The following is a 21,064-nucleotide window of genomic DNA, read 5'->3' on the forward strand; positions in this document are numbered from 1 at the left end:
GAGGTTCTTCCTAACTTGTTGCGTCGCCCTGAAAAGCCTGCAGGAGTGAGGGCTACGTCGTGTCCTGCAGCGTCGATTGTGAGACATTTGCAGGAAGCCTGGGTCGGATCGGTCCGCTAGTGCTTCATTGCACTCAGGAACTGCTTAAGTTCGGGCGTCTGCGGGGTCTCAAAGATCTCGCTTGAGGTACCGATCTCGTGAACGATACCGTTGCGCATATAGACGACGCGATCGCATATCCGTCTTGCGAATTCCATTTCGTGCGTGACCATCATAAGGGTCATGCCTTCCGATGCCAGCGACCGAACAACCGCCAGAACCTCACCCACGAGCTCAGGATCGAGCGCCGAGGTGATTTCATCACAAAGGAGCGCTTTCGGTGACATGGCGAGCGCACGAGCAATCGCAACACGTTGTTGCTGCCCACCTGAAAGTTGATGCGGATATTTATCGAGTTTCTCCAAGAGGCCGACGCGCGCGAGATTTCGCTTTGCGATCTCGTGCGCTTCCATCTTTGGGCGGCCAAGCACAACTATCTGAGCAAGAGCAACATTTTCCCCGGCGGTCAGGTGGGGAAAGAGATTGAACTGCTGGAAGATCATCCCCACTTCCAGACGCAACGCGCGCAGCTGTTTGGGTTCTCGTGACAACTCGACGCCAGAGACCTTGATCGAGCCGGCATTGATGGTCTCAAGGCCGTTGATGCATCGCAGCAAAGTCGTTTTTCCTGAACCACTTTGGCCAATGATCGAAATGACCTCTCCCTTGTCGACATCCAGATCCACACCGCGGATGACCTTGAAGTCTCCGAAGCTCTTTTCGATGTTACGAAGTTCTATTAGCGACATTGAGCTTCCTCGACAGGTGTGCTGCCGAAAGCGAAAGCGGCCAACACAATAAGAAGTAGATGATTGCAACCAGCCCGTAGGTGAGAAGCGGCTTGTAGGTGGCGTTCGCCACGAAGGATGCGGTGCGCGTGAGATCTATAAATCCGATGATCGAAGTCAGTGCGGTGGCTTTGATCACCTGAACCGAAAAACCCACCGTCGCAGGAATGGCAATGCGTATAGCCTGTGGGAAAATGACGTGGCGCAATTGTTGCAACCATCCCATTCCCAGGCTGGCCGAAGCTTCCCATTGACCGCGGGCAACAGCTTCAACGCAGCCACGCCAGATGTCGCCAAGGAAGGCGCCTGTCCAAATGATAAGCGTCAGCGTGGCTGCGACCCAGGCACTTACGTTGAAACCTAAGGCGGCAACTCCGAAGAACATCAGAAATAGCTGGATGATCAAAGGAGTGCCTTGCACACAGACAATCACGCTGGCAACCATGTAATTTAGGAGCGTTGCCGCTGCCAGTCGCAGAACGAGGAGCAGCCCGCCAAGGATGCCACCGCCAATGAGGGCGATTGCGGATAGAACAATCGTCCACCGCGTTGCAATGATCAGCGTCCATAGGATTTCGAAGAAGGAGAACGCAATCATTTTACCGCCCCCGCGCGGAGCACGTAGTGTCCAGCGATCAATAATAAGCGCCGCAAGATGAAGGCCATCACGAGATATGTTCCAGCCATGAAGATGTAGGTTTCAAAGGCTCGAAAGTTTCGCGACTGGATAAAGCTGGCGACAAATGTCAACTCCTGCACGGCGATCTGCGAGACCACGGATGTTTGGAACATGTCGAGCACAAACTGCGCGACCAATGCGGGCCAGACGCGTTGAACGGACGGGAACAGGATAACGTGGCGAAATGTTTGAAGCCTGCTCAGAGCGAGGCTTGATGCAGCCTCAAATTGGCCCTTCGGGGTCGCTTCTATTCCACCACGAAGGATCTCGCCCATATAAGCACCCGTATTTACGATGAGCGCGATGATTCCGGAGATTTCGGCCGACAGTCTGAGCCCCAAGGCTGGCAAGCCGAAGAAAATGAACAGAAGCTGCACAAGAAATGGAGTATTCCGGATCACTTCTACATATGCGACGACGATTGTGCGCAGCGCGTCGCCGCCATACAGCCGTGCCCACGCGGTCATAACGCCCAACAGAAAGCCGATACCTCCGCCAATGGCGGTCAAGCGTATCGTGACAAGGATGCCGCTTACGATCGCGTCCTCGTACTGTGATATCCAAGAGAAATCTAATTGCATGAACTGCGTGCCGCACCTCGGAGGGTGCGGCACCTCCCCGGTTAGTTGGCGATATCGACCGCAGACGCGTCCCCAAGATACTTCTTGGCGATCTCCGCAAGCGTGCCGTCTTTCGCAAGTGCCGCAATGGTCTGGTTGATGACGTTTTTCATTTCATCATCGCCTTTCGGTACGCCGACATAGGCCGGCTCGGTGGCCATCTTGATTTTCACGAATAGCTTGCGTGGCGACTTCTCGTTGAATGCGTGGGCCGTCGCGGTGCCGGTGGCGACCAAGTCAACCTGGCCGGTCGCATAGGCCGAAAGCGTGGAAGCCGTGTCTTCGAAGCGCTGAATGTCCGCACCAGCCGGTGCGATCTTCGACACCTCCAGATCTTCCGTGCCTCCGCGGCTTGCCCCGATCGAATGGCCTACCAGGTCGGTCGGCCTTGAAATGGCAGCGCTTTCTTCGCCAAAAACGCTGTTGTATTCGCCGATATATGGGTTGGAGTAGGTGACGATCTTTTCACGTTCAGCAGTCTTGCCGAGACAGGCAATAATGATGTCTACCTTACCGGTCTGCATGAACGGAATGCGATTTGCGCCGGTTACGGGCACCAGTTCCAGGCCGACGCGGAGATGTTTGGCTATTTGGGTCGCGACGTCGATATCTATCCCGGTGGGCTTCATATCCGGGCCCATGGAGCCGTAGGGCGGATAATCTTGCAAGACAGCCACAACGAGCTTTTGCCTGGCCTTGATATTCTCGAGTGTGCCAGCCAAGGCAAGACTTCCAGTCAGAGCCAACGCTGCAGTTCCAAGTCCCAGTGTCAGAAAAACACGCCTCAACATAGAAGCGACCTCCCGTAGTTCGAGTTCCCTCAGGTTTAAATTTGGTTTTACCTGCGACTTCACTTGATAACAGCGGGACACGGAGGGCAAATAAAAAACCAAGGGCACATCATGCGTTTTTGATATAGCCTTTATGTAGCTGTATGGCCGATGGATGTGATGTTATGGCCCGCCGAACCAAGATAAGCTCATGGTAGCGCCCGCGCCTTCGCTTCCAGATCGGACCATGCGAACGCCCGGAAGCACTCATGACATGGATTGGAGATGCGCCTTGGAGGCGATGACCGTCAGCCAGCACGTGCATTTGTTCGGTAAGGTATATCAAATCTGCATCATATCTGCTCGGCATTGAATTGGATTTTGTCCAGCCCATTTCATAAAAATAGCCGCTCAGACAACTCGAAGTCTTCGATATTCACTTCGTGAGCGTGGGGCTGAACTTTGCATTGGTGTGAACGTAGCGGTTTCGTACACTCCATTGCCAACGTCTCGCGGATCATCGAAAGCATACCAACCGAGCAGGCAGACTGAAATGAAGACGCGAGAAGTGGATAAGATAAGCGGGAAGTCTCTTCGTTCCCTGGCCGGGTATGGCGGGCACTTGTTTGAAGCGCAGTCGGTGATCTCACGAGCAGTCAGTGTTCGGAAATGGCTGCACGCGCACCCCGAACTTGGCGGAAAAGAGGAATGTACCGCCGTTCTTATCGCACATCTGCTGCGACAATGGGGCTACAAGGTGCATGAGAACGTAGGGGGATGGGGTGTCGTCGGCGTCCTTGATCACGCTTCGGACCGGCCAATGCTGGGATTTCGGGCGGATATCGACGCGCTTCCGATCGATGAAACATCCGGGTGCACTCACAGATCGCGAATGCCAGGCATTATGCACGCTTGCGGCCATGACGGGCACACGGCAATACTTCTTGGCTTTGCGGAGCTTGCCTCTCTAAATCGGCCGCGCTGCAATCTGGTCGTTGTCTTCCAGCCCGCCGAAGAAAGCGGAACCGGCGCTCGCGATATGCTGGCGGACCAGGCTCTTGGGGATCTGCTTCTTGATGGCATGTATGGCCTGCATAACATGCCGGGAATGCCCGTTGGATCAGTTTTTGCGCCAGATGGGGCGTTAATGGCCTCGTCTGACCGCTTCAAGCTGGAGATAACTGGATCGCCGTCACACCCGGCGCTGCCGCACCAGGGAAGCGATGTGGTCCTGTCCGCCTGTTCTATCGCAGATCTATTGCACCAAACCTTCCTAAGGCGGCGCCTCACATCGCAACAAGCTGTCATCAGCGTAACCGACTTCATTGCGGCGGGCGGCAACGTGACAATTCCATCGCGGGCCGAGCTTCGGGGTACCGCGCGCTGCATGAACAACGCGGCGAGGGCAGAAGCCTGGGATTGGATCATGAAGAAATCGAAGCAAATTGCAGCAGTTCACGGCACAGAAGTGACCGCCGAGATCGTTGCAGGGTGCCCTGCGACGCGTAACGATCGGATGTGCGCGGCAATTGCCAGGCAGGCGGCTTCCGAACTATCTGGCATTGTCGATTTAGTGACTGATCTTCAGCCCTCAATGGGTGCAGACGACTTCGCATATTTTGCCGCGCATTGGCCCTCAGCTTATTTTTGGCTCGGAGCGGGCGAGAATTCTCCGCAGCTGCACGCACCACACTTCGATTTCAACGATGATCTCGTTCCACTCGGTGTGGCGATGTTCGAGAGGATCGCCAACCTTTTCACAAAATCCGGCACCCACCCAAATTCGAAAGGAAACTAATATGACCCTGGCATCCTCGCGACTGCTCTTCGTTGGCTGTGGCAATATGGGAGCAGCAATCATCAATGGAATTATTGCGCAGCATCCCAAGGCGGAGATTGTCGGCGTGGATCCGACGGTGGATCGCGCCCGTTCACTTCTCAAGCGTCCCGATCGGGTCATGCTGTGTCAAAGTTTGGATGACGTGAAGGCAGAGCGGTTTGACATCGTGGTTCTGGCAATCAAACCGCAAATGTTTGCCCAGGCAGCTGATGAGATTGTGCCACTCACGAGGCACGCCCTAACGATTTCCATTATGGCTGGTCTGAAGACCACGGCGCTCCGGCAGAAATTCGAGAGCGATCGTGTCGTGCGAACGATGCCAAACCTTGCTGCCGAAATCGGTGACGCAATGACGGTTTGTTTTGCGGAACCGCATTTCATTTCCGAGGAAGACCGAGTGCTGGCCACCGAACTCTTGGAGTGCATTGGAAACGTGGAGTGGCTGTCTAGAGAGGCTGATGTTGATAAAGCAACAGCCATATCCGGCAGCGGCCCTGGCTACGTCTTCGCGATCGCGGAAAATCTCATCGACGCGGCGGTTGAAGAAGGACTGGAACCAGAAGTCGCCGACAGGCTTGTCCGACAAATGCTCTTGGGCTCGGCGAAGCTTTTTGCAGCGACCCGCAGATCTGCCACTGAACTGAAGGTGGCGGTTGCCAGTCCGAAAGGGACAACGCAAGCCGGCCTCTCCGTGCTTGAGAATGAGAACGCTCTCGCAAGATTGATTTCGCAAACCGTCAAAGCTGCGCACATGCGAGCGCGTGAGCTTGGCAACTGACTTCAGGCCTGCGCGTTAACGTTGAAAGCCGCCATGCGAGCAATAGGCCTCCCGATCTACTCGAAAAAGAGCGCTCTGTGGTCTGACGATCAGAGCGCTCTTTCACGAATTCGCTGAATCTCATATCAAACTTACCCCAATCACCATCTCGCGATGGCCGGCAGTATTGAAGCATTTCATGGCCCCGTTTCTGCCTGGGTGATCCATAGACCCGCGAAAATCATGCTATTCGGAATACGGGAATGTGTTTATCCGACACGATCAATACCGGCTGTTTTGGCCTGGATGTGGTATCAATCCACTCAGAAGCGCGTGATGAAGAACTTAACAAGCCAAGCGTGTGGAGTTTCACGACACTCTGACCCCTATTTGCATTTGACGTCGATCCACTTATGCGATCGATTGCCCGGAGTAGCTTGAAAGCACGGGGTGTGTACCTGACGAAGACCAAGCGGCGGCGAGCCGTCGTTGCTGCTGCCGCAAAATTGCTGTTTTGCTCCATCGTATGTGGATCGACAGCACAGAGTTCAGGTTCGGATCGGAACATGCAGCAAGAACTAAGACAGTCAAAGATTCCGATCCTAGTTGGATCGTTCCATGCGGACGACGGTAAACATGTCAGCTAAATCGCCGAGCGAAAACGATCTCTAAGTCCGGCTGCCAGAGCATGAGAGGCGACTGCTCGTCGCCTCCTCGGCCGCGTCGGTCGAGGAAACATCGCGACCAGCATTCGGACCACCTTTATCAGAGCTTACGCGTCTCAAGCCACTTCACCATCGCGGGATCGCGATGATCGAAGAAGCTGCTGGCTTTCTGGTCAAGCGACCCGATCGCTGCGACATCCTCTTGGTCCAGCTCAAAGTCGAACACCGAGAAGTTCTCGGCCATCCGCTTCTTGCGCACGGATTTTGGAATGGCGACGATGCTGCGTTGGATCAGCCACCGGAGCACAACCTGTGCGATGCTCTTTCCATGCTTCTTGCCGATCGACTGCAAAAGCTCGTTGGTGAACAGCCCGTTCTTTCCTTCCGCAAAAGGACCCCATGCTTCGGGTTGAACGTTGTACTCCTGAAGCAGCTTCTGTGCGTCGTCCTGGTGATGAAACGGATGGATTTCGATCTGATTGACTGCGGGAACGATCTCGTTGTGAAGCACGAAGTCCAGCAAACGGTCGGGATAGAAGTTGCTTACACCAATCGCGCGGACGCGGCCCGCCTTGTACAGCTCTTCCATCGCCCGCCACGCACCGTACACATCGCCGTATGGCTGGTGGATGAGCCAGAGATCGAGCCTGTCGAGCTGCAGCTTGTTCAAGGAGCGTTCGAATGCGGCCTTGGCTCCGTCGTATGTCGCGTCCTCAATCCAGAGCTTCGTGGTTACAAAGAGATCACTCCGATCAATTCCGTGGTTGCGGATCGCGTTGCCTACGGCCTCTTCGTTGCCATACGAGGTGGCGGTATCGAGAAGACGATAACCTACATCAATCGCGTCGCGGACGCTGCGCTCGCACTCTGCGGGATCGGGAACCTGGAACACGCCGAATCCAAGGATCGGCATCTCAACGCCGTTGTTCAGGGCGACGGTGGGTATGGTCGTGGTCATCTTAACATCCTTTGTCTGAAGCGAAAGCCTGCGGCCCGTCATGTTTACTTTCCGACACGCGCCTGACGATGTGCGGGGTAGCCGATCAGGATGATCGCGAGGATCGCGGTCTTGTTCGGTGGCGCGGTGGGTGTGTTTTTGTCAGGCATTGCAATCCCGTTGACTTGGCTGGCTTGGACCGTCCTCCACGGCAAGCGGCGTTGCGATGACGGAAAGATAGCTCTTGCTCACCCTGTCGATTAGGGGCAGTAATCGGGATGAAGTTATAAGGATGCCTAATGAATGCCGCAGGAGAACTTCAACGATCTGGTCGCCTTCGTGACAGTCGCCCGCGAGGAGAGTTTTACGCGCGCGGCAATGAAGCTCGGAGTTTCGCAGTCCGCGCTTAGCCAGACCGTCCGGGGACTGGAAGAGCGGCTAGGCCTGCGTCTGCTGACGAGAACAACCCGCCGTGTGTCTCCGACGGCAGCGGGCGAACGTCTTCTCCAGACGGCTGGGCCGCGCTTTGAGGAAATTCAGGCTGAGTTGGCGGCTCTCAGCGAGATGCGCGACAAGCCAGCAGGGACGGTCAGGATCACGGCGGGCGAGCACGCCGCGATCTCGGTCCTTGCACCCTCTCTCGAAAAGTTCCTGCCGGACAATCCTGAAGTCAATGTAGAGATCACCGTCGACTACGGCCTGACCGATATCGTTGCAGAGCGCTACGATGCGGGCGTCCGGCTCGGCGAGCAACTCGCCAAGGACATGATCGCGGTCAAGATCGGACCAGAGATGCGCATGGCTGTCGTTGGCGCTCCGTCCTACTTCCGCCAGCATCCTTGGCCCGAAGTCCCTCAGGATCTCACGGCCCACAACTGCATTCAGATGCGCATGCCGACGCATGGCAACATCCTGCAATGGGAGTTTGAAAAGGATGGTCATGAATTGAACGTGCGCGTCGAAGGGCAGATGGTATTCAACAACATCGCGATGCGTCTTGATGCGGTCCGGCGCGGTCTCGGCCTTGCGTATATGCCCGATGACCTTGTCGCGGAGGATATCGCCAAAGGCAACCTGATACGGGTTCTCGAAGACTGGTGTGCACCGTTCCCCGGATATCACCTCTACTACCCCAACCGCCGCCACGCTTCCCCTGCATTCCAGCTCGTCGTGGACGCCCTTCGGTACAGAGGGTGAGCGGCATCAATAAAAGATGCGATTGATAAGGTACGCTTATATCTTCAATCGGAAATGCGTTCCTAATCATCTGAATGATGCTCAGGTAATCTCCTGCCAGCTCAATGTTTCAAGGCAGGTACCGAACATGTTCGCCAGAACCCTATCCGCCCTCTCGCTTTCCGTACTGCTTCTCTCATCGGGCGTGGCAGGTGCCCAGACCGCTCTGAAGCAGGAGCCTTTGACAATCCAGGAGCAAGGAAGCTTCGCTGTCGGGGGCACGGTATCGAGTACGCCGGGAACCTACGACAACAACGCTCCCACGGCAGCAGGACAGACCCTGCATGGCGACCACGCCTACATCTTCTATCAGGTGCCGCAGAACCCCAAGGTGCTGCCGATCGTGATGCTGCACGGAGCCTATCAGTCGGCCCGAAGCTGGGAGACGACACCCGACGGTCGCGAGGGTTTCCAGAACATCTTCCTTCGCCGCGGATACCCGGTCTATCTCGTTGACCAGCCGCGCCGCGGCCGTGCGGGGAACAGCACAGTTGCAACGACGATCGAGCCGACACCCTATGATCAGCTTTTCTTTGATCAGTTCCGCATCGGTAAATGGCCGAACTACTTCGCTAACGCTCAGTTTTCCCGTGATCCCGCAGCGCTCGACCAGTTCCTCCGCTCGGTCACGCCTAACACCGGCCCGTACGATGCCAATGTTATCTCCGATGCGATGTCGGCATTGTTCGACAAGACCGGTCCCGGCATCCTGTTCACTCATTCGCAGGCGGGTGGCCCGGGCTGGCTAACCGCAATCAAGAATCCCAACGTCAAGGGCATCGTCGCGCTGGAGCCCGGCAGTGGCTTCATTTTTTCGGAAGGTGAGGTGCCGGCAGACATGCCGAGTGCGGCTGGAACTCTCAAGGGCGAGGCCGTACCCGCCGCCGATTTCGAGAAGCTGACCAAGCTTCCGATCGTCATCTACTACGGCGACAACTTTCCGACGGAGCCGACCACCGAACGCGGCCAGGACAATTGGCGTGTCCGTCTCGCGATGGCAAAGCTCTGGGTCGATACGGTCAACAAGCACGGTGGCGATGCGACCCTGATCCATCTGCCGGACATCGGCATCAAGGGAGGTACCCATTTCCTGATGTCGGACTTGAACAACCTCGAAATCGCTGACCAAATCACGAAGTTCTTGGCGGAAAAGAAGCTCGATTGATCGATTGAGGCCTCTCTTCCCGAACTTTGCCTCCGTTGAAAGACTCTGCTTGCGTAACAGGGTAACCTGCACAACTGCCCGGTATGCCTCATCGATCACGTCATCAGGCACAGAATCAACTTTGATCCCATTTCGAACGATCACCCGGCGATCATGTTATGAAGGCTCGACGAACCATCGCCCTGCCTTCGGCGCTTACTTCAGGGTACCAACATGTCTGAGCAGCATCTCAATTCCATCATCATCAGACCCGCTGTGCGAACCGACGCTGCGGTCCTGGGACACTATGGCGCATCGCTGATGTCGCTCCACAGCGAGTGGGATCAGGAACGCTTCATTTCCGCCGGGCCAAGCACACCCGAAAAGTACGCCCAATGGCTTTCGAGCCAAGTTGCCCTCGACGACGTCGTAGTCCTCGTAGCCGAGGATCGGGGCTTCGTAATCGGATATGTTTACGCTGCGCTCGAAGGCGCCGACTATATGACACTCCGAGGTCCGGCGGCCGTGATTCACGACATCTTCGTCAATCCAGACAGGCGGAGGGAAGGCGTCGGCAGAGGATTGCTGGAGCGCGCCATCTCGACACTTTCCAGAAAGGGCGCACCGCGGATTATTCTGTCGACCGCCTACAAAAACGAAGGTGCTCGATCGCTGTTCGAACGAATGGGCTTCCGAGCTACCATGATCGAGATGACGAAAGATTGCGAGGCCGTGGATTCTGGGCAATCGGAATCCTCATAAGGATCAAGACGGTCTAACCATGTCTGGCCGAGGCCTAACATACTAATTCCTCTGCGTTCCCTCCGCGAGCATGCGCGCTAGGAAGGCCTGCGGCTTCCTGGGACGAGCGATGATTTTATTCCATCACAGCTTATCAAGTGATCGTGATTAATAAGGCCTTCTAATAGGGTCTAGTGCCGCGCGCCGTCTAATCGCCGGCAGTGTGACGAGCTATCTTCTTTCCGAACACGTCAAACACCCACCTTCAGGAGCCGGATATGACCGAAGTCATCGACAGCAAGAGACGCGAGTTTCTGGGTGCGACAGCGCTGATCGTCTCAGGCGCCATCATAGGAGTTCGAGCAATGACCACGACCGAAGCTGCGGCAGCCGACTACAAGCAGAACCCGTTCACGCTGGTCTACGACGGGGCCATCACCAAGAACGAGCCGGGCAGGGTGAACATCCACCCGGTGACCTACAAGCTCAATAACCTCGATATCGTCGCAAACGTCTATACACCTGCCGGCTACGATCCGAGCAAGAAATATCCAACAATCGTGCTGGCCCATCCTAACGGTGGCGTGAAGGAGCAGACGACGGGCCTCTATGCGCAGCGGCTTGCGGAAAAGGGTTTCATCACAATCACCGCAGACGCCGCCTACCAAGGTGGAAGCGGCGGCGCGCCGCGCAGCATCGACAAGCCTCAGCACCGCATCGAGGACATCCACGGGATGGCGGATTTCATCAGCAACTTCCCTGGGGTGGACACCGCGCGCCTTGGTCTCTTCGGCATCTGCGGCGGCGGTGGCTACTCGCTTTCCGCGGCGAAGACCGACAAGCGCTTCAAGGCGATCGCAACCCTTAGCATGTTCAACTCCGGGCGCGTCCGTCGCGACGGCTTCAAGGACTCCCAAATGGAGACGATCCAGAAGCGCCTGCAACAGGCCTCCGCCGCCCGCGCGCAGGAAGCCGCGGGGGGCGAAGTGCTCTATGCCGGCGACGCCAATCTGACCGACGCGCAGATCGACGCGCTTCCATTCGATCTCTATCGCCAAGGTTATCACTACTATTGGCGCACCCACGCGCACCCGGGCTCGACGTTCAAGTATACGATGAGCAGCCTGATGGACCTGATGCGCTGGGACGCAACGGACGAGATCGGCCTTATCGATGTCCCGCTTCTGATGATTGCAGGCAGCGATGCCGACACCTTCTACATGACAGAGGATGCGCTCTCCAAGGCCACGGGCACCAAGGACAAGGAACTATTCAAGATCGAGGGTGCGAAGCATATCGAGACCTACTGGGTTCCCGAATACGTGGATGCGGCGCTCGGCAAGCTCGCACCGTTCTTCGACCGGACGCTGGTTTGAGGAGGAAGCGATGACGCGCCACCTGTTCCTGAACGCGTTTCTGACCGTCGGCATAGTGTTGGCGACGCTTCCTGGTGTCGTCTGCGCCCGGCCTGTCAATCAACCAAAGGAAAGTCCAATGACCTCTCGCGCCCAGCAACTGATGGGTGACACGGCCCCGAAACTAGCCGAACTGACCGATGACGTCCTCTACAAGGACATCTGGGAGCGACCCGGTCTGTCCAAGCGGGATCGGAGTCTGGTGACCATTTCGGCCCTGATCGCGCTGAACCGTCCCGATCAGCTCAAATCACATATCCGCCTCGGCCTGCAGAATGGCCTCACCAGGGATGAGATCGTCGAGACCATCACGCAGATGGCGTTCTATTCCGGATGGCCGAGCGCCGTATCGTCGGTGGCGATTGCCAAGGAGGTCTTCGCTGAATGACCGACAAGAAGATGACAATGGCTTCCGCAGTGGCCGCGGTCGCGTTGGTGTCGACTTCGTCCCCGTTGGCAAGCGAAGCGATCACCATTGCTCACGCCGGATCGCAGCCTGCGATCGTCGGAGCTCCGGACAGATTTACCGGATCTGTGCGGGTTGAAGACAGTTTCAAGGCGACGGCGCCCGCGACGGTGGGCGGCGCGACTGTCACTTTCGAACCTGGCGCGCGAACCGCCTGGCATAGCCACCCTCTCGGTCAGACCCTGATCGTAACCAGCGGCGTGGGTCTAGTGCAGATGTGGGGAGGACCGCTTCAGGAGATCCGGTCCGGTGACACAGTATGGATCCCGCCCGGCGTGAAGCACTGGCACGGGGCATCTCCCCAAAACGGAATGTCGCACATCGCCTTCTCCGAGTCTGTCGAGGGCAAATCAGTCGATTGGCTGGAGCAGGTCACCGACGCTCAATACTCCTCTCAGGAAGCAAAAGGTCAGCAATGATACACGCTCGCTCAAATCGTTTATCCGTCCTCGCCGCCATCGCATGTGCCATCGTCATGGTCGGCTGGCAGGTGGATGCCGAGCCAACCAAGGCCACGATGCCTGATATCAGCAAGCTCGTTCACTACACCACGGTGACGCGTGGCGAGGTCACCGAACACATTATGACGACGAGGGAGGCGATCGAGGCGGTGAAGGCAGGCAAGCCTGTCCCGAACGGCACGCATTTCGCGCTCGTCGACTACCGCGAAGGACAAATCTACCGCTATTTCATCATGGAGAAGGGTGCCGGATGGGGGGTGGACTACGACGAGAACCGTCGCACTGGTGACTGGCATTTCCAATGGTTCAAACCGGACGGAACGATCAACACGGCCGAGAATACCGCCCGGTGCCAGAGCTGCCACAGCTCTCGGGCCGACCGTGAGTTCCTCTACACTTTCAACGACATCCGGCGTTTCGAGTTCGAGTGAGATGAAGACGCTGCTGATCCGCCTCATCCTCGATTTCGCGAGTTTTGCCTTGGTCGTGCTGTGCCTCGCCTACTGGTGGCTAGGCAATCTGTCGCATGAACTGTTCGGCACCGCCCTCTTTACGCTCGTGATCGTCCACAACGTCTTCAACAGGCGGTGGTACGCGAAAGTTTCGACGAGCCCGAAGGATGGCCCGAAACTATTGAACATCGCCACTATAGCATGCCTTGCTGCGGCAATGACGATCATGCTGGTCAGCAGCGCGCTGATCTCGCGCGATCTGTTCCCATTCCTATCGTTGGATGGAGCGTTCGCAGTCCGTGAAGTCCACATGTTCGCGGCCTACTGGTTGCTCATGATCCTCGCGATGCACCTCGGCACCCGGTGGTTCGTAGTGATCAACGTGTTTCGCGGCGTCTTCTTCATCGAACGGCCGAACGTCTTTCGGTCGGTCGCACTTCGCCTCCTCACGTTCGCCGCCGCCGCATGGGGCGTCCACAGTACCATCGAGATGGGTTTCGGCTCCAAGCTGATGCTGACCCACACGCTCGACATGTGGGACTTCAACGAGTCTGCCCTTGGGTTCTTCCTCAACTACGGCTCGATCGTCTGCCTGTACGCCGCAATCACGCACTATTCACTGGCGTTGATGAGATCGCGCAAAACCGCCGCTGTCTCCAGATCCAGCTAGGCATCGTCTCAGCCACCGCAAGTACCGTCCGGGGGCGATGTTTGCATTGCGAGTTCCTTGGTCGATCGCGCAGGCGATCTCAATGAGATCGCGGCGGGTCTGCGTCAGGTAGATATTCTCGTTAATTGTCAATGAAGACGTAGCTCGATGCTCCGAAAGCGACAGGTCGGCGGTTCGAGTTGGTTCAAGAGCATGGGTAGCCGGCAACGCACTTGGCCAGGCGATCACCGATACACTTCTGCAAGTTTTCGATGGGCTATTGGAAGGCGCGCCGGCAAAATAGAGCCAGATCGCACGTGCGACAATCTCGATTGGCGTAAGGGGCAACCAGAGGCGCCTTGCGAAACAACCATCGTTGCCCTTGCCGGGAAAGCTGCTCGTCGCGATGTGGAAATACGTGACGGCGGGCGTTGAAATCGAGGTTTCCGTCATGAAGGCTGTTTAACAAGAGCCCACACCGACATCTCATCCCTCGAGGCCTGATCAGCCTTGGCGGATCCAGAAGGCCAACCGAGACCCCAGCCGGCTTTGACGCCGCATCAAGGACGGGTCTCGCCGTTTGGGCCTAGGCCGCCGCTGCCGCGGCGGTGGGGTCGTCAGGCTCATGCGGCCGGCAGCCTGCTGATCGGGATGTCGTCGCTCTCGTCGCCGCGCTCGAAGGCCATTTGGTCGGCGAGCTGGCGGAGTTGGTTGAAGTCGGCCGGGCCGTCGAAGGAGGTGCCGCCGAGGCGGATGCCGACGGAAAGCGGCGCGCCGTCGGCGCTGAAGGTGGCTTCGGCGACGCGCGTGCGGATGCGGGTGCCGATGTCGCAGGCGTCCTCGACCGTGGCGCCAGGCAGGAAGATGTCGAGCTCGTTGGTCGCAAGCCGCGCCACGAGATCGTCACGACGAACCGAGGACTGGATGATCGAAGCAAGCGATTGCATCACGGTGTCGGCCCATTGCGGCCCGTAGCGGCGGCCGATGTCGTCGAGCGTATCGACGATGACGGCGATGACGATGCCGCCGGCATCGGTGGCGGCATGCTTGCGCCGGTCGATAAAGTGCTCGACGGCCGCGGCAAAGGCGGTGCCGTTCAGCGTCTTCGTCACGCTGTCGTAGCGCGCCGCCTGGGTGACGTTTTCCTGCATCTTGCGGAGGGCGCCGTTGTTGAGCTGCAAGGCAAAAAGCAGCGGAAAGGCCACAAATGCGGCAATAAGTGCTGCCCCGACAAATCCGGCCAAAAATGGCCGATCCGGCATCAACAGATTCAATATAAGCAAAAGACCAACGGAACCGACCACGGCACATAGCGCGCCGAGCGTGGCCCTCCGCAGGGCTTTGAAAATGGTGGCGGGGGGATGTCTCTGTTGTAGAATCATATTGGAGTCATACCCGTTCTTAATACTGCGCCAGCTAAACAGGCGCCCGAAAAAACCGGCTTAAGAAATCCTGTAAAATTTGTTGTTTTGCACAGTTTGTTGAGTTGCGTTGAGTTTCAACCCGGTTTTGCGTTTCGTCACGAGCCAGCCCCGCTTCGAACCATAAATCTTTTCAAGGTATTGGATCCATTCGGACGGATCGCGTAAAATCACAATTTGGGTCAAAACCTCGCGAAATTTAATAGCCCGATGGTTGAGTGCGGTGAAGAGGAGGGGATTTCTTGAGCAATCAACAGCTTGATCTCATGTGCCGGGATCGTGAATCGACCTTCTATCGCTATTTCCCAGGGATCCCGCCACTTGGTTGGAAGCTACGCTGCGCTTTGCATCTCGATGGGTGAGGTTCTATGCCCATCCACGCGGGGATCGTCCAATCACAGGGCCGGCCGAAAGAAGAGAGATACTTCGATGCTATCGGATCGTCGCTCTTTGGAGCCAAGGATTTGTTGGTATCGGTATTCGTGCCCGTCATCAAGTTTAATGGAGAAAGTGGACGGTATCGCTACAGCTCCATGACTTCCGTTGGATCAAAATTAGTGGAGAGCGATATCATTGACGAAGAGGAGGAAGAGGGCGTCACTTTCGGTCTCTATGGCAGCGTCGAGAAGTTCAGTAGTTTGAAGATTGAGCAAATGGTCTTGAAGATCATGCGCGATGAAATCATGCAGGCCGTGATGATTTCTCGCGAAGGAAATGTGATTGCACCCTACGAAGGCGGTTTTGACGTATTTTCGGATCGAATTGGCGAAGTTGATCGGTTGCGCGGTCTATTTCCAGCGTGGTTATCAGACGGCTCCGATGGACTTTAGCGGGATGGAGATGAACAGGCTTGATGTCGCAAGCGATATCAGGTCGCCGTGGCAATCGCACACTGAGGAAGATCATATGCATGATTGGCGGCGAACTTGATCGCGAAAAGGGAAGGCGAGCTTGTCGCCTTCCCGATGCTTACCGGCGTTTTTTGCGCCAAGGGGCATCCTTCTGCCAGTCACCGGCCATGATGCTTCCATATGGGATCACTTCGTCGACCACTTCGGCGAGGCCATAATGGTCGATCTGTGCCCGCACGTTGGCAGCGCTCTTGTAGGCGCTCGGCAGTTCCGACAGGTCTGCGAAGCCGGAGAAGAAGCGAACGTCGAGGCCGCTCGTCTCCTTCTCAAGGATTGCAGTGATGTTGTTCGGGCTAAGCCCACGCGAATCCGCCCCGTACTCCGCCGACAGCTGCCGCATGTGCGCGCTGCGTGAGACGTTGCGGCCAGCACCATGTGGCGAGAAGCCGAGACCATGAGCGGCATTCGTACCACGAACGATCAGCACCGGTTCCGCCATGTTGAGCGGAATGATTGTCAGATCGGTTGCATCGTGTGCCCAGTTGTCGAAGGCAGGCGTCGCGCCCTTTCCGTGATAGAAGAGCCCGTCCGACTTCCGGAAAACGAAATTGTGTTCGTTCCAGAAGCGATCCGCGATCTTGGCCGAAAGCTTTTCCGCCGCCATGTCGTGAATGACATAGTGGTTCTCCTTCGTCCACTGGCGGATCGTCTGCAGCGCCGACCAATAGAAATCGCCTTCCTCGGTGTCCGCCGGAATCCAGGCATTCTCGCGATGGGTCTCGGGCGAGATCTGCTCGCGGAACCGATTGGCGACCTTCATGCCTTTATCGTAGAGCCGTGCGCCCGGCGCCCGCGAGCCATGATGGGTGACGAGCGCCGTCTCGCCGGTCGACTTCATCGTGCCGACATAGGCGAAGTGATTACCGTCGCCCTGGGTCGCGAAGTGTTCGATGCCGGCGCTCAGTGCTCCGTCGCGCAGATAGGGGTTCTGCTCAAAAGCCGATAGCGTCGCCTCGGAAGGCTTGAACTGCGCGCCGCGCGGACGGCCGCCCGGACCGAAATGCGTCACGGTATGCACTGCATCCAGCAGCGACTTCGGATCGACGCCTGGAAAGATCGAGATCGCCATCGAGCAGCAGATATCGGCCGAATGCATGCCGGGATGGATTGCTTCGGAAGCGACGACACCGCCGACCGGGATCGTGCCGACCGGACCTGCCGGGCAGGCGTCTGGCATGATTGCCGCGGAGCGGACGACCAGCGTGCGCACCAGCGCGCGCATCGTCGCGTTGACCTTCTCGACATTGTTCTGCTCAAAAGCGTTCTCGGCGCGGATGTTCGAATAGATCTCGATATCGTTATCCGCCCTCAAAGCGAGCGTTGGCCCAGGCTGGAAAGCCTTTGCGGCTTCCAACGCTTCCGTCATCGAGCCGCCTTTGCTCAAAACCGCGTTGGCCGCGTCGAGAGCCGGGCGAAACCATTTTCCCTGGCTCATGCCGGCATCGATCAAATCCTGTCCGCTCATTACCGTTGTCATTGTCTTTTCTGCGTCTGCAGTCCTTCTGTTAAGTTGCTGGTCTTTCACACCGCTTGGGCGACGAACTTTGGAAGAGGCCGTAATGGTTTAGCTCTCGACTGGTTCGTGCCAGATACAGTTCAAGTGGCGTGCCAGTTTGATGGAGCGAGCGACAGGAATATGAGGAATTCAATTATCTATCTGTTTTAATTGCGGAAATATTTTAGTCGTCACCACCAAAGTCTGCGGTCGCGACGCATGGCCACCAGAGAATATTATTATTTCATATAGACTATTATAAATTTGGATAAGCCATGAAGCGAAGCGTTGCCATCAGCATATTGGGAACGACCCTGGATGCGGGGAAATGGGACAATCGCTGGAGCCGGTGGCGCCCAACCGTCGCGCTTTGCCAGCAACCAGGCCTCTTCATCGACCGACTGGAGCTGATCCACGACAATCATGCGCAGCCTCTCAGCCAGCGTATCGTCACGGACATTGGAACGATCTCGCCGGCGACGGAGGTGCGCAGCAATGTCATCAACTTCCGCGATCCCTGGGATTTCTCGGAGGTCTACACAAACCTCAGGGACTTTGCCCGCGGCTACAGCTTTGACCCCGATACGGAAGACTATCTCGTCAACATAACCACTGGCACGCATGTGGCGCAGATCTGCTGGTTCCTGCTAACCGAAGCTCGCATCATTCCCGGCCGGCTGCTGCAGCTTTCACCGCCACGCGATCGGGAGGCCGAACAGGATGTCGCCGGCACCCACCGGATCATCGATCTGGACCTTTCCCGTTACGACGAGATCGCCAAGCGTTTCGCGTCGGAACGGGAGGATGCAGCCTCCTTTTTGAAGTCCGGCATATCGACCCGCAATGCCGCTTTTTACAGGATGATCGACGAGATCGAAAGAGTGGTGATCCGATCGACCGCACCCGTCCTGCTGACCGGACCGACAGGAGCCGGCAAGTCGCAGCTTGCCCGCCGCATTTACGAGCTAAAGAAGGCCCAACGAAAGATCAGCGGACCTTTCGTCGAAGTCAATTGCGCGACATTGCGTGGCGATCAGGCCATGTCGGCGCTGTTCGACCATGTGAAGGGCGCCTTCACCGGTGCCGCCGGCGAGCGCGCTGGTCTGCTCAAATCCGCGGACAAGGGCGTGTTGTTCCTTGATGAGATTGGCGAGCTCGGTTCCGACGAGCAGGCGATGTGCCTGCGCGCGATCGAGGAAAAGAGATTTTTGCCCGTCGGCGCCGACCGTGAGGTATCGGCGGATTTTCAACTCCTTGCGGGCACCAACCGCGATCTCGGCGAGGATGTCCGCAAGGGACGGTTCCGCGAGGATCTCTACGCCCGGCTCAACCTCTGGACTTTCCAACTGCCGGCTCTACGCGAGCGCAGGGAGGATATAGAACCCAACCTTGACTTCGAACTCAGGCGCTATCTGGAGAGGGAGGGCGAAAACATCACTTTCAACAAGGAGGCGCGCGAACGCTATCTGACGTTTACAACCGGCCCACAAGCCGTCTGGAGCGCCAATTTTCGCGATCTGTCGGCCTCGGTGACACGCATGGCGACGCTCGCGCCACATGGGCGCATCACGACCGAGGTCGTCGATGACGAAGTCCGACGGCTAAACGCGTTCTGGCGCAGTTCGATTGATGAGGGCAAAGCGGATCCGATCCTTGAGGATGTGCTGGGTGCAGAAGCTGCTGCTCGTCTCGATCGCTTTGATGCAGTGCAGCTTGCAATGGTCCTTCATAGCTGCCGCGAGCATGCGACGGCGAGTTCTGCTGGCAGAGCCTTGTTTGCGGTCTCGCGATTAGAGAAGAAGAGCAGCAATGATGCAGATCGTTTGACGAAGTATCTTGCGCGCTTCGATCTCCGGTTTGAGGACGTCAGGAAGCGATAGCCGCCCCGCATCCGATGCCAGGTAAGGGTTTGGCAGCACTGTGGTGAGTGGCCGAACTTGGAAATTGGGATTCTGAAGCAGATCCGGGGCAGGTAACTGTGATGGGATGCTTGCCCAAATTCCCGCCGCGAAGGCCGGTGCGTTTTGTTCCGACAACTGCAAGCGATAACTATCGAACATATTTTCAAACCACAGGCGCTGCGTGGGTGTTGCCGCGCGATGAGCTTCCGCAATGGCGTGCAGCTTAATCCGCCTTCGCGCCCTTCAATCGGTGATACCCCATGCGAAAGATCACCCGCCGACAAATTTAGCCAAGCTTTCTCAAGCATTTGATCGTGGCGAGCGCGCAGTCCCAGCAACCAGGAAATCTCCCGCGCATCGCGCACCAGCGGGGATGCTGTGGACGAGCCCACAGACAAATCGTTGCGTAGCCTTGCGCCGCGGATAGTCGTGGCGCGTCAACCGTCAGAGTTGCGTGGCTCGAAATAGCCAAGCGGGATTTTCAGGTACGACCGGCCATTACTCTCTGGCTCCGGAAGTCTTCCTCCCCGGATGTTGACCTGCAGGGCAGCCAGCATCAGTTTTGGCAGAGGCAAAGTCGCATCGCGGGCGTCGCGAACCTTGACGAACTCGTCTTCCGGCGGAGGTCCTGCGAAATGCTTGTTCGAGGTGATATGGTCTTCGACCGAGGCTTCGCACATCGCCGTACGACCCTGTGGCGCATAGTCATGTCCGATGAAGATGCGGGTCCGCGGGGGAAGTTCGAGGATGCGGCGCACGCTGCGATAAAGCTCGCGCGAGTTGCCGCCTGGAAAGTCCGCACGGCTCGAACCGCTGTCCGGCATCATCAGCGTATCGTGGACGAAGGCTGCGTCGCCTGCCACATAGGTGATCGATGCCATCGTGTGGCCGGGCGAGAAGAAAACGGTGACAAGGATATTGCCGACCTCGAAGGTCTCGCCGTCCTTGAACAACCTGTCCCACTGGGAGCCATCGGCGGTGAACTCGTCTCCGAGATTATAGATGCCCTGCCAGAGAGCCTGAACCCTTTTGACGTGCTCGCCGATCGCGGTCGGGGCGCCGAGTTTGCCTTTCAGGTAGGGCGCGGCGGAAAAATGGTCGGCATGGGGGTGGGTGTCGAGGATCCAGACGATCTCGATCCCGGTTTCCCCGACATAGTCGAGGATCTCGTCGGCGCGCGTGGTATCGGTCGCGGCGGCCAGCATGTCATATCCTAGAACCGGATCGACGATCGCTCCCTTCATCGTATCGGGATCGTGGAAGACATATTGCCAGCTTCCAGTGGGCTTGTCCCAAAAGGCTTTGACGATCGGCGAGAGGGTGGTCATGAACGGCTCCTGTTTACTCTGCTGCGTCGAGACGCGCCCTGCTGGCCATCTCGCCCGTGAATCCTCGATTAGTCGATAATCGCTTGCAGATAGATTATGTCAGACCCGTCGTTACGGCGGCGAGGACAATATAGCGCCCGACCTTGGCAATCGTCACGAGCAGAAGGAATGTCGGCAAGGGTTCGCGCAATACCCCAGCGACGACCGTTATTGGATCTCCGACGATTGGAAGCCAGCTCCCGAGCAAGGACCATTTGCCGAATTTCCGGTACCATGCCCGTGCGCGGTC

Annotated in this window: 21 protein-coding genes; 12 read left to right on the forward strand and 9 right to left on the reverse strand. The window is 57.2% G+C overall.

Annotation, left to right across the window (positions count from 1 at the left end; genetic code table 11):
• Positions 1-116 precede the first annotated feature (116 nt).
• Genes RHSP_RS07855 through RHSP_RS07870 form a run of 4 tightly spaced genes read right to left on the reverse strand, consistent with a single transcriptional unit; the run spans position 117 to position 3,079 of the window.
• Positions 117-848 carry an amino acid ABC transporter ATP-binding protein gene (locus RHSP_RS07855; RefSeq protein WP_004112392.1) on the reverse strand — a complete coding sequence of 244 codons (732 nt, stop codon included), beginning with the start codon at positions 846-848 and terminating at the stop codon, positions 117-119.
• Positions 826-1,485 carry an ABC transporter permease subunit gene (locus tag RHSP_RS07860; protein WP_004112396.1) on the reverse strand — a complete coding sequence of 220 codons (660 nt, stop codon included), beginning with the start codon at positions 1,483-1,485 and terminating at the stop codon, positions 826-828. Before RHSP_RS07860 ends, RHSP_RS07855 begins: the two co-directional genes overlap by 23 nt.
• Complete coding sequence (locus RHSP_RS07865; protein WP_004112399.1) at positions 1,482-2,147, reverse strand: amino acid ABC transporter permease; 666 nt, start codon at positions 2,145-2,147, stop codon at positions 1,482-1,484. The genes RHSP_RS07860 and RHSP_RS07865 overlap by 4 nt, the downstream gene beginning before the upstream one ends.
• Before the next feature lie 41 nt (positions 2,148-2,188).
• Positions 2,189-3,079, reverse strand: a complete 891-nt coding sequence (locus RHSP_RS07870; RefSeq protein ID WP_157385321.1) for a transporter substrate-binding domain-containing protein — start codon at positions 3,077-3,079, stop codon at positions 2,189-2,191.
• Positions 3,080-3,509: 430 nt separating this feature from the next.
• Between RHSP_RS07870 and RHSP_RS07875 the strand changes: the two genes are divergently transcribed.
• Complete coding sequence (locus tag RHSP_RS07875) at positions 3,510-4,754, forward strand: M20 metallopeptidase family protein (RefSeq protein ID WP_004112405.1); 1,245 nt, start codon at positions 3,510-3,512, stop codon at positions 4,752-4,754.
• A 1-nt stretch (position 4,755) separates the two neighbouring features.
• A complete protein-coding gene (gene proC / locus RHSP_RS07880) occupies positions 4,756-5,574 on the forward strand; it encodes a pyrroline-5-carboxylate reductase (RefSeq protein ID WP_004112408.1) in 819 nt (272 codons plus the stop codon).
• A gap of 744 nt (positions 5,575-6,318) precedes the next feature.
• Here the strand turns inward: proC and RHSP_RS07885 are convergent.
• Complete coding sequence (locus RHSP_RS07885; RefSeq protein ID WP_004112410.1) at positions 6,319-7,176, reverse strand: aldo/keto reductase; 858 nt, start codon at positions 7,174-7,176, stop codon at positions 6,319-6,321.
• Between the two features lie 282 nt (positions 7,177-7,458).
• On the opposite strand from RHSP_RS07885, the gene RHSP_RS07890 reads away from it, so the two are divergent.
• From RHSP_RS07890 to RHSP_RS07925, 8 genes are all read left to right on the forward strand, one after another.
• The gene (locus tag RHSP_RS07890) at positions 7,459-8,352 is read left to right on the forward strand and encodes a LysR family transcriptional regulator (protein WP_004112413.1); all 894 of its coding nucleotides are present in this window, start codon (positions 7,459-7,461) and stop codon (positions 8,350-8,352) included.
• A 127-nt stretch (positions 8,353-8,479) separates the two neighbouring features.
• Positions 8,480-9,556 carry an alpha/beta hydrolase gene (locus RHSP_RS07895; RefSeq protein ID WP_037150418.1) on the forward strand — a complete coding sequence of 359 codons (1,077 nt, stop codon included), beginning with the start codon at positions 8,480-8,482 and terminating at the stop codon, positions 9,554-9,556.
• Between the two features lie 213 nt (positions 9,557-9,769).
• A complete protein-coding gene (locus RHSP_RS07900; RefSeq protein ID WP_004112420.1) occupies positions 9,770-10,297 on the forward strand; it encodes a GNAT family N-acetyltransferase in 528 nt (175 codons plus the stop codon).
• A 344-nt stretch (positions 10,298-10,641) separates the two neighbouring features.
• Positions 10,642-11,652: an alpha/beta hydrolase gene (locus RHSP_RS07905; protein WP_240535383.1), complete on the forward strand. Its 1,011-nt coding sequence runs from the start codon at positions 10,642-10,644 to the stop codon at positions 11,650-11,652.
• A 10-nt stretch (positions 11,653-11,662) separates the two neighbouring features.
• A complete protein-coding gene (locus tag RHSP_RS07910) occupies positions 11,663-12,079 on the forward strand; it encodes a carboxymuconolactone decarboxylase family protein (protein WP_004112426.1) in 417 nt (138 codons plus the stop codon).
• Positions 12,076-12,576: a (R)-mandelonitrile lyase gene (locus RHSP_RS07915; RefSeq protein WP_004112427.1), complete on the forward strand. Its 501-nt coding sequence runs from the start codon at positions 12,076-12,078 to the stop codon at positions 12,574-12,576. Before RHSP_RS07910 ends, RHSP_RS07915 begins: the two co-directional genes overlap by 4 nt.
• Positions 12,573-13,049 (forward strand): cytochrome P460 family protein, encoded by a 477-nt coding sequence (locus RHSP_RS07920; protein WP_004112429.1) that lies wholly within the window; start codon positions 12,573-12,575, stop codon positions 13,047-13,049. The genes RHSP_RS07915 and RHSP_RS07920 overlap by 4 nt, the downstream gene beginning before the upstream one ends.
• A gap of 1 nt (position 13,050) precedes the next feature.
• On the forward strand, positions 13,051-13,740 hold the full coding sequence (locus RHSP_RS07925) for a DUF4405 domain-containing protein (RefSeq protein ID WP_004112430.1): 690 nt from the start codon (positions 13,051-13,053) through the stop codon (positions 13,738-13,740).
• 602 nt (positions 13,741-14,342) lie between these two features.
• Here the strand turns inward: RHSP_RS07925 and RHSP_RS07930 are convergent.
• Positions 14,343-14,963, reverse strand: a complete 621-nt coding sequence (locus tag RHSP_RS07930; protein WP_240535381.1) for a GGDEF domain-containing protein — start codon at positions 14,961-14,963, stop codon at positions 14,343-14,345.
• A gap of 545 nt (positions 14,964-15,508) precedes the next feature.
• On the opposite strand from RHSP_RS07930, the gene RHSP_RS07935 reads away from it, so the two are divergent.
• Positions 15,509-15,970 carry a DUF3885 domain-containing protein gene (locus RHSP_RS07935; protein ID WP_004112436.1) on the forward strand — a complete coding sequence of 154 codons (462 nt, stop codon included), beginning with the start codon at positions 15,509-15,511 and terminating at the stop codon, positions 15,968-15,970.
• 139 nt (positions 15,971-16,109) lie between these two features.
• On the opposite strand, the gene RHSP_RS07940 is transcribed toward RHSP_RS07935, so the two are convergent.
• Complete coding sequence (locus RHSP_RS07940) at positions 16,110-17,516, reverse strand: RtcB family protein (RefSeq protein WP_037150424.1); 1,407 nt, start codon at positions 17,514-17,516, stop codon at positions 16,110-16,112.
• Between the two features lie 305 nt (positions 17,517-17,821).
• Here RHSP_RS07940 and rtcR point away from each other — a divergent pair, with 305 nt between their 5' ends.
• Positions 17,822-19,426 carry an RNA repair transcriptional activator RtcR gene (gene rtcR / locus RHSP_RS07945; RefSeq protein WP_004112442.1) on the forward strand — a complete coding sequence of 535 codons (1,605 nt, stop codon included), beginning with the start codon at positions 17,822-17,824 and terminating at the stop codon, positions 19,424-19,426.
• A 458-nt stretch (positions 19,427-19,884) separates the two neighbouring features.
• On the opposite strand, the gene RHSP_RS07950 is transcribed toward rtcR, so the two are convergent.
• Both RHSP_RS07950 and RHSP_RS35380 read right to left on the reverse strand, forming a co-directional pair.
• Entirely contained in the window at positions 19,885-20,775 is an 891-nt protein-coding gene (locus RHSP_RS07950; protein WP_004112445.1) for an MBL fold metallo-hydrolase, read from the reverse strand.
• A 94-nt stretch (positions 20,776-20,869) separates the two neighbouring features.
• Positions 20,870-21,064 (reverse strand): YqaA family protein (locus RHSP_RS35380; RefSeq protein ID WP_037150447.1); only part of this gene is annotated, 195 nt, incomplete at its 5' end.

Source organism: Rhizobium freirei PRF 81 (assembly GCF_000359745.1).
Lineage (GTDB): Bacteria > Pseudomonadota > Alphaproteobacteria > Rhizobiales > Rhizobiaceae > Rhizobium > Rhizobium freirei.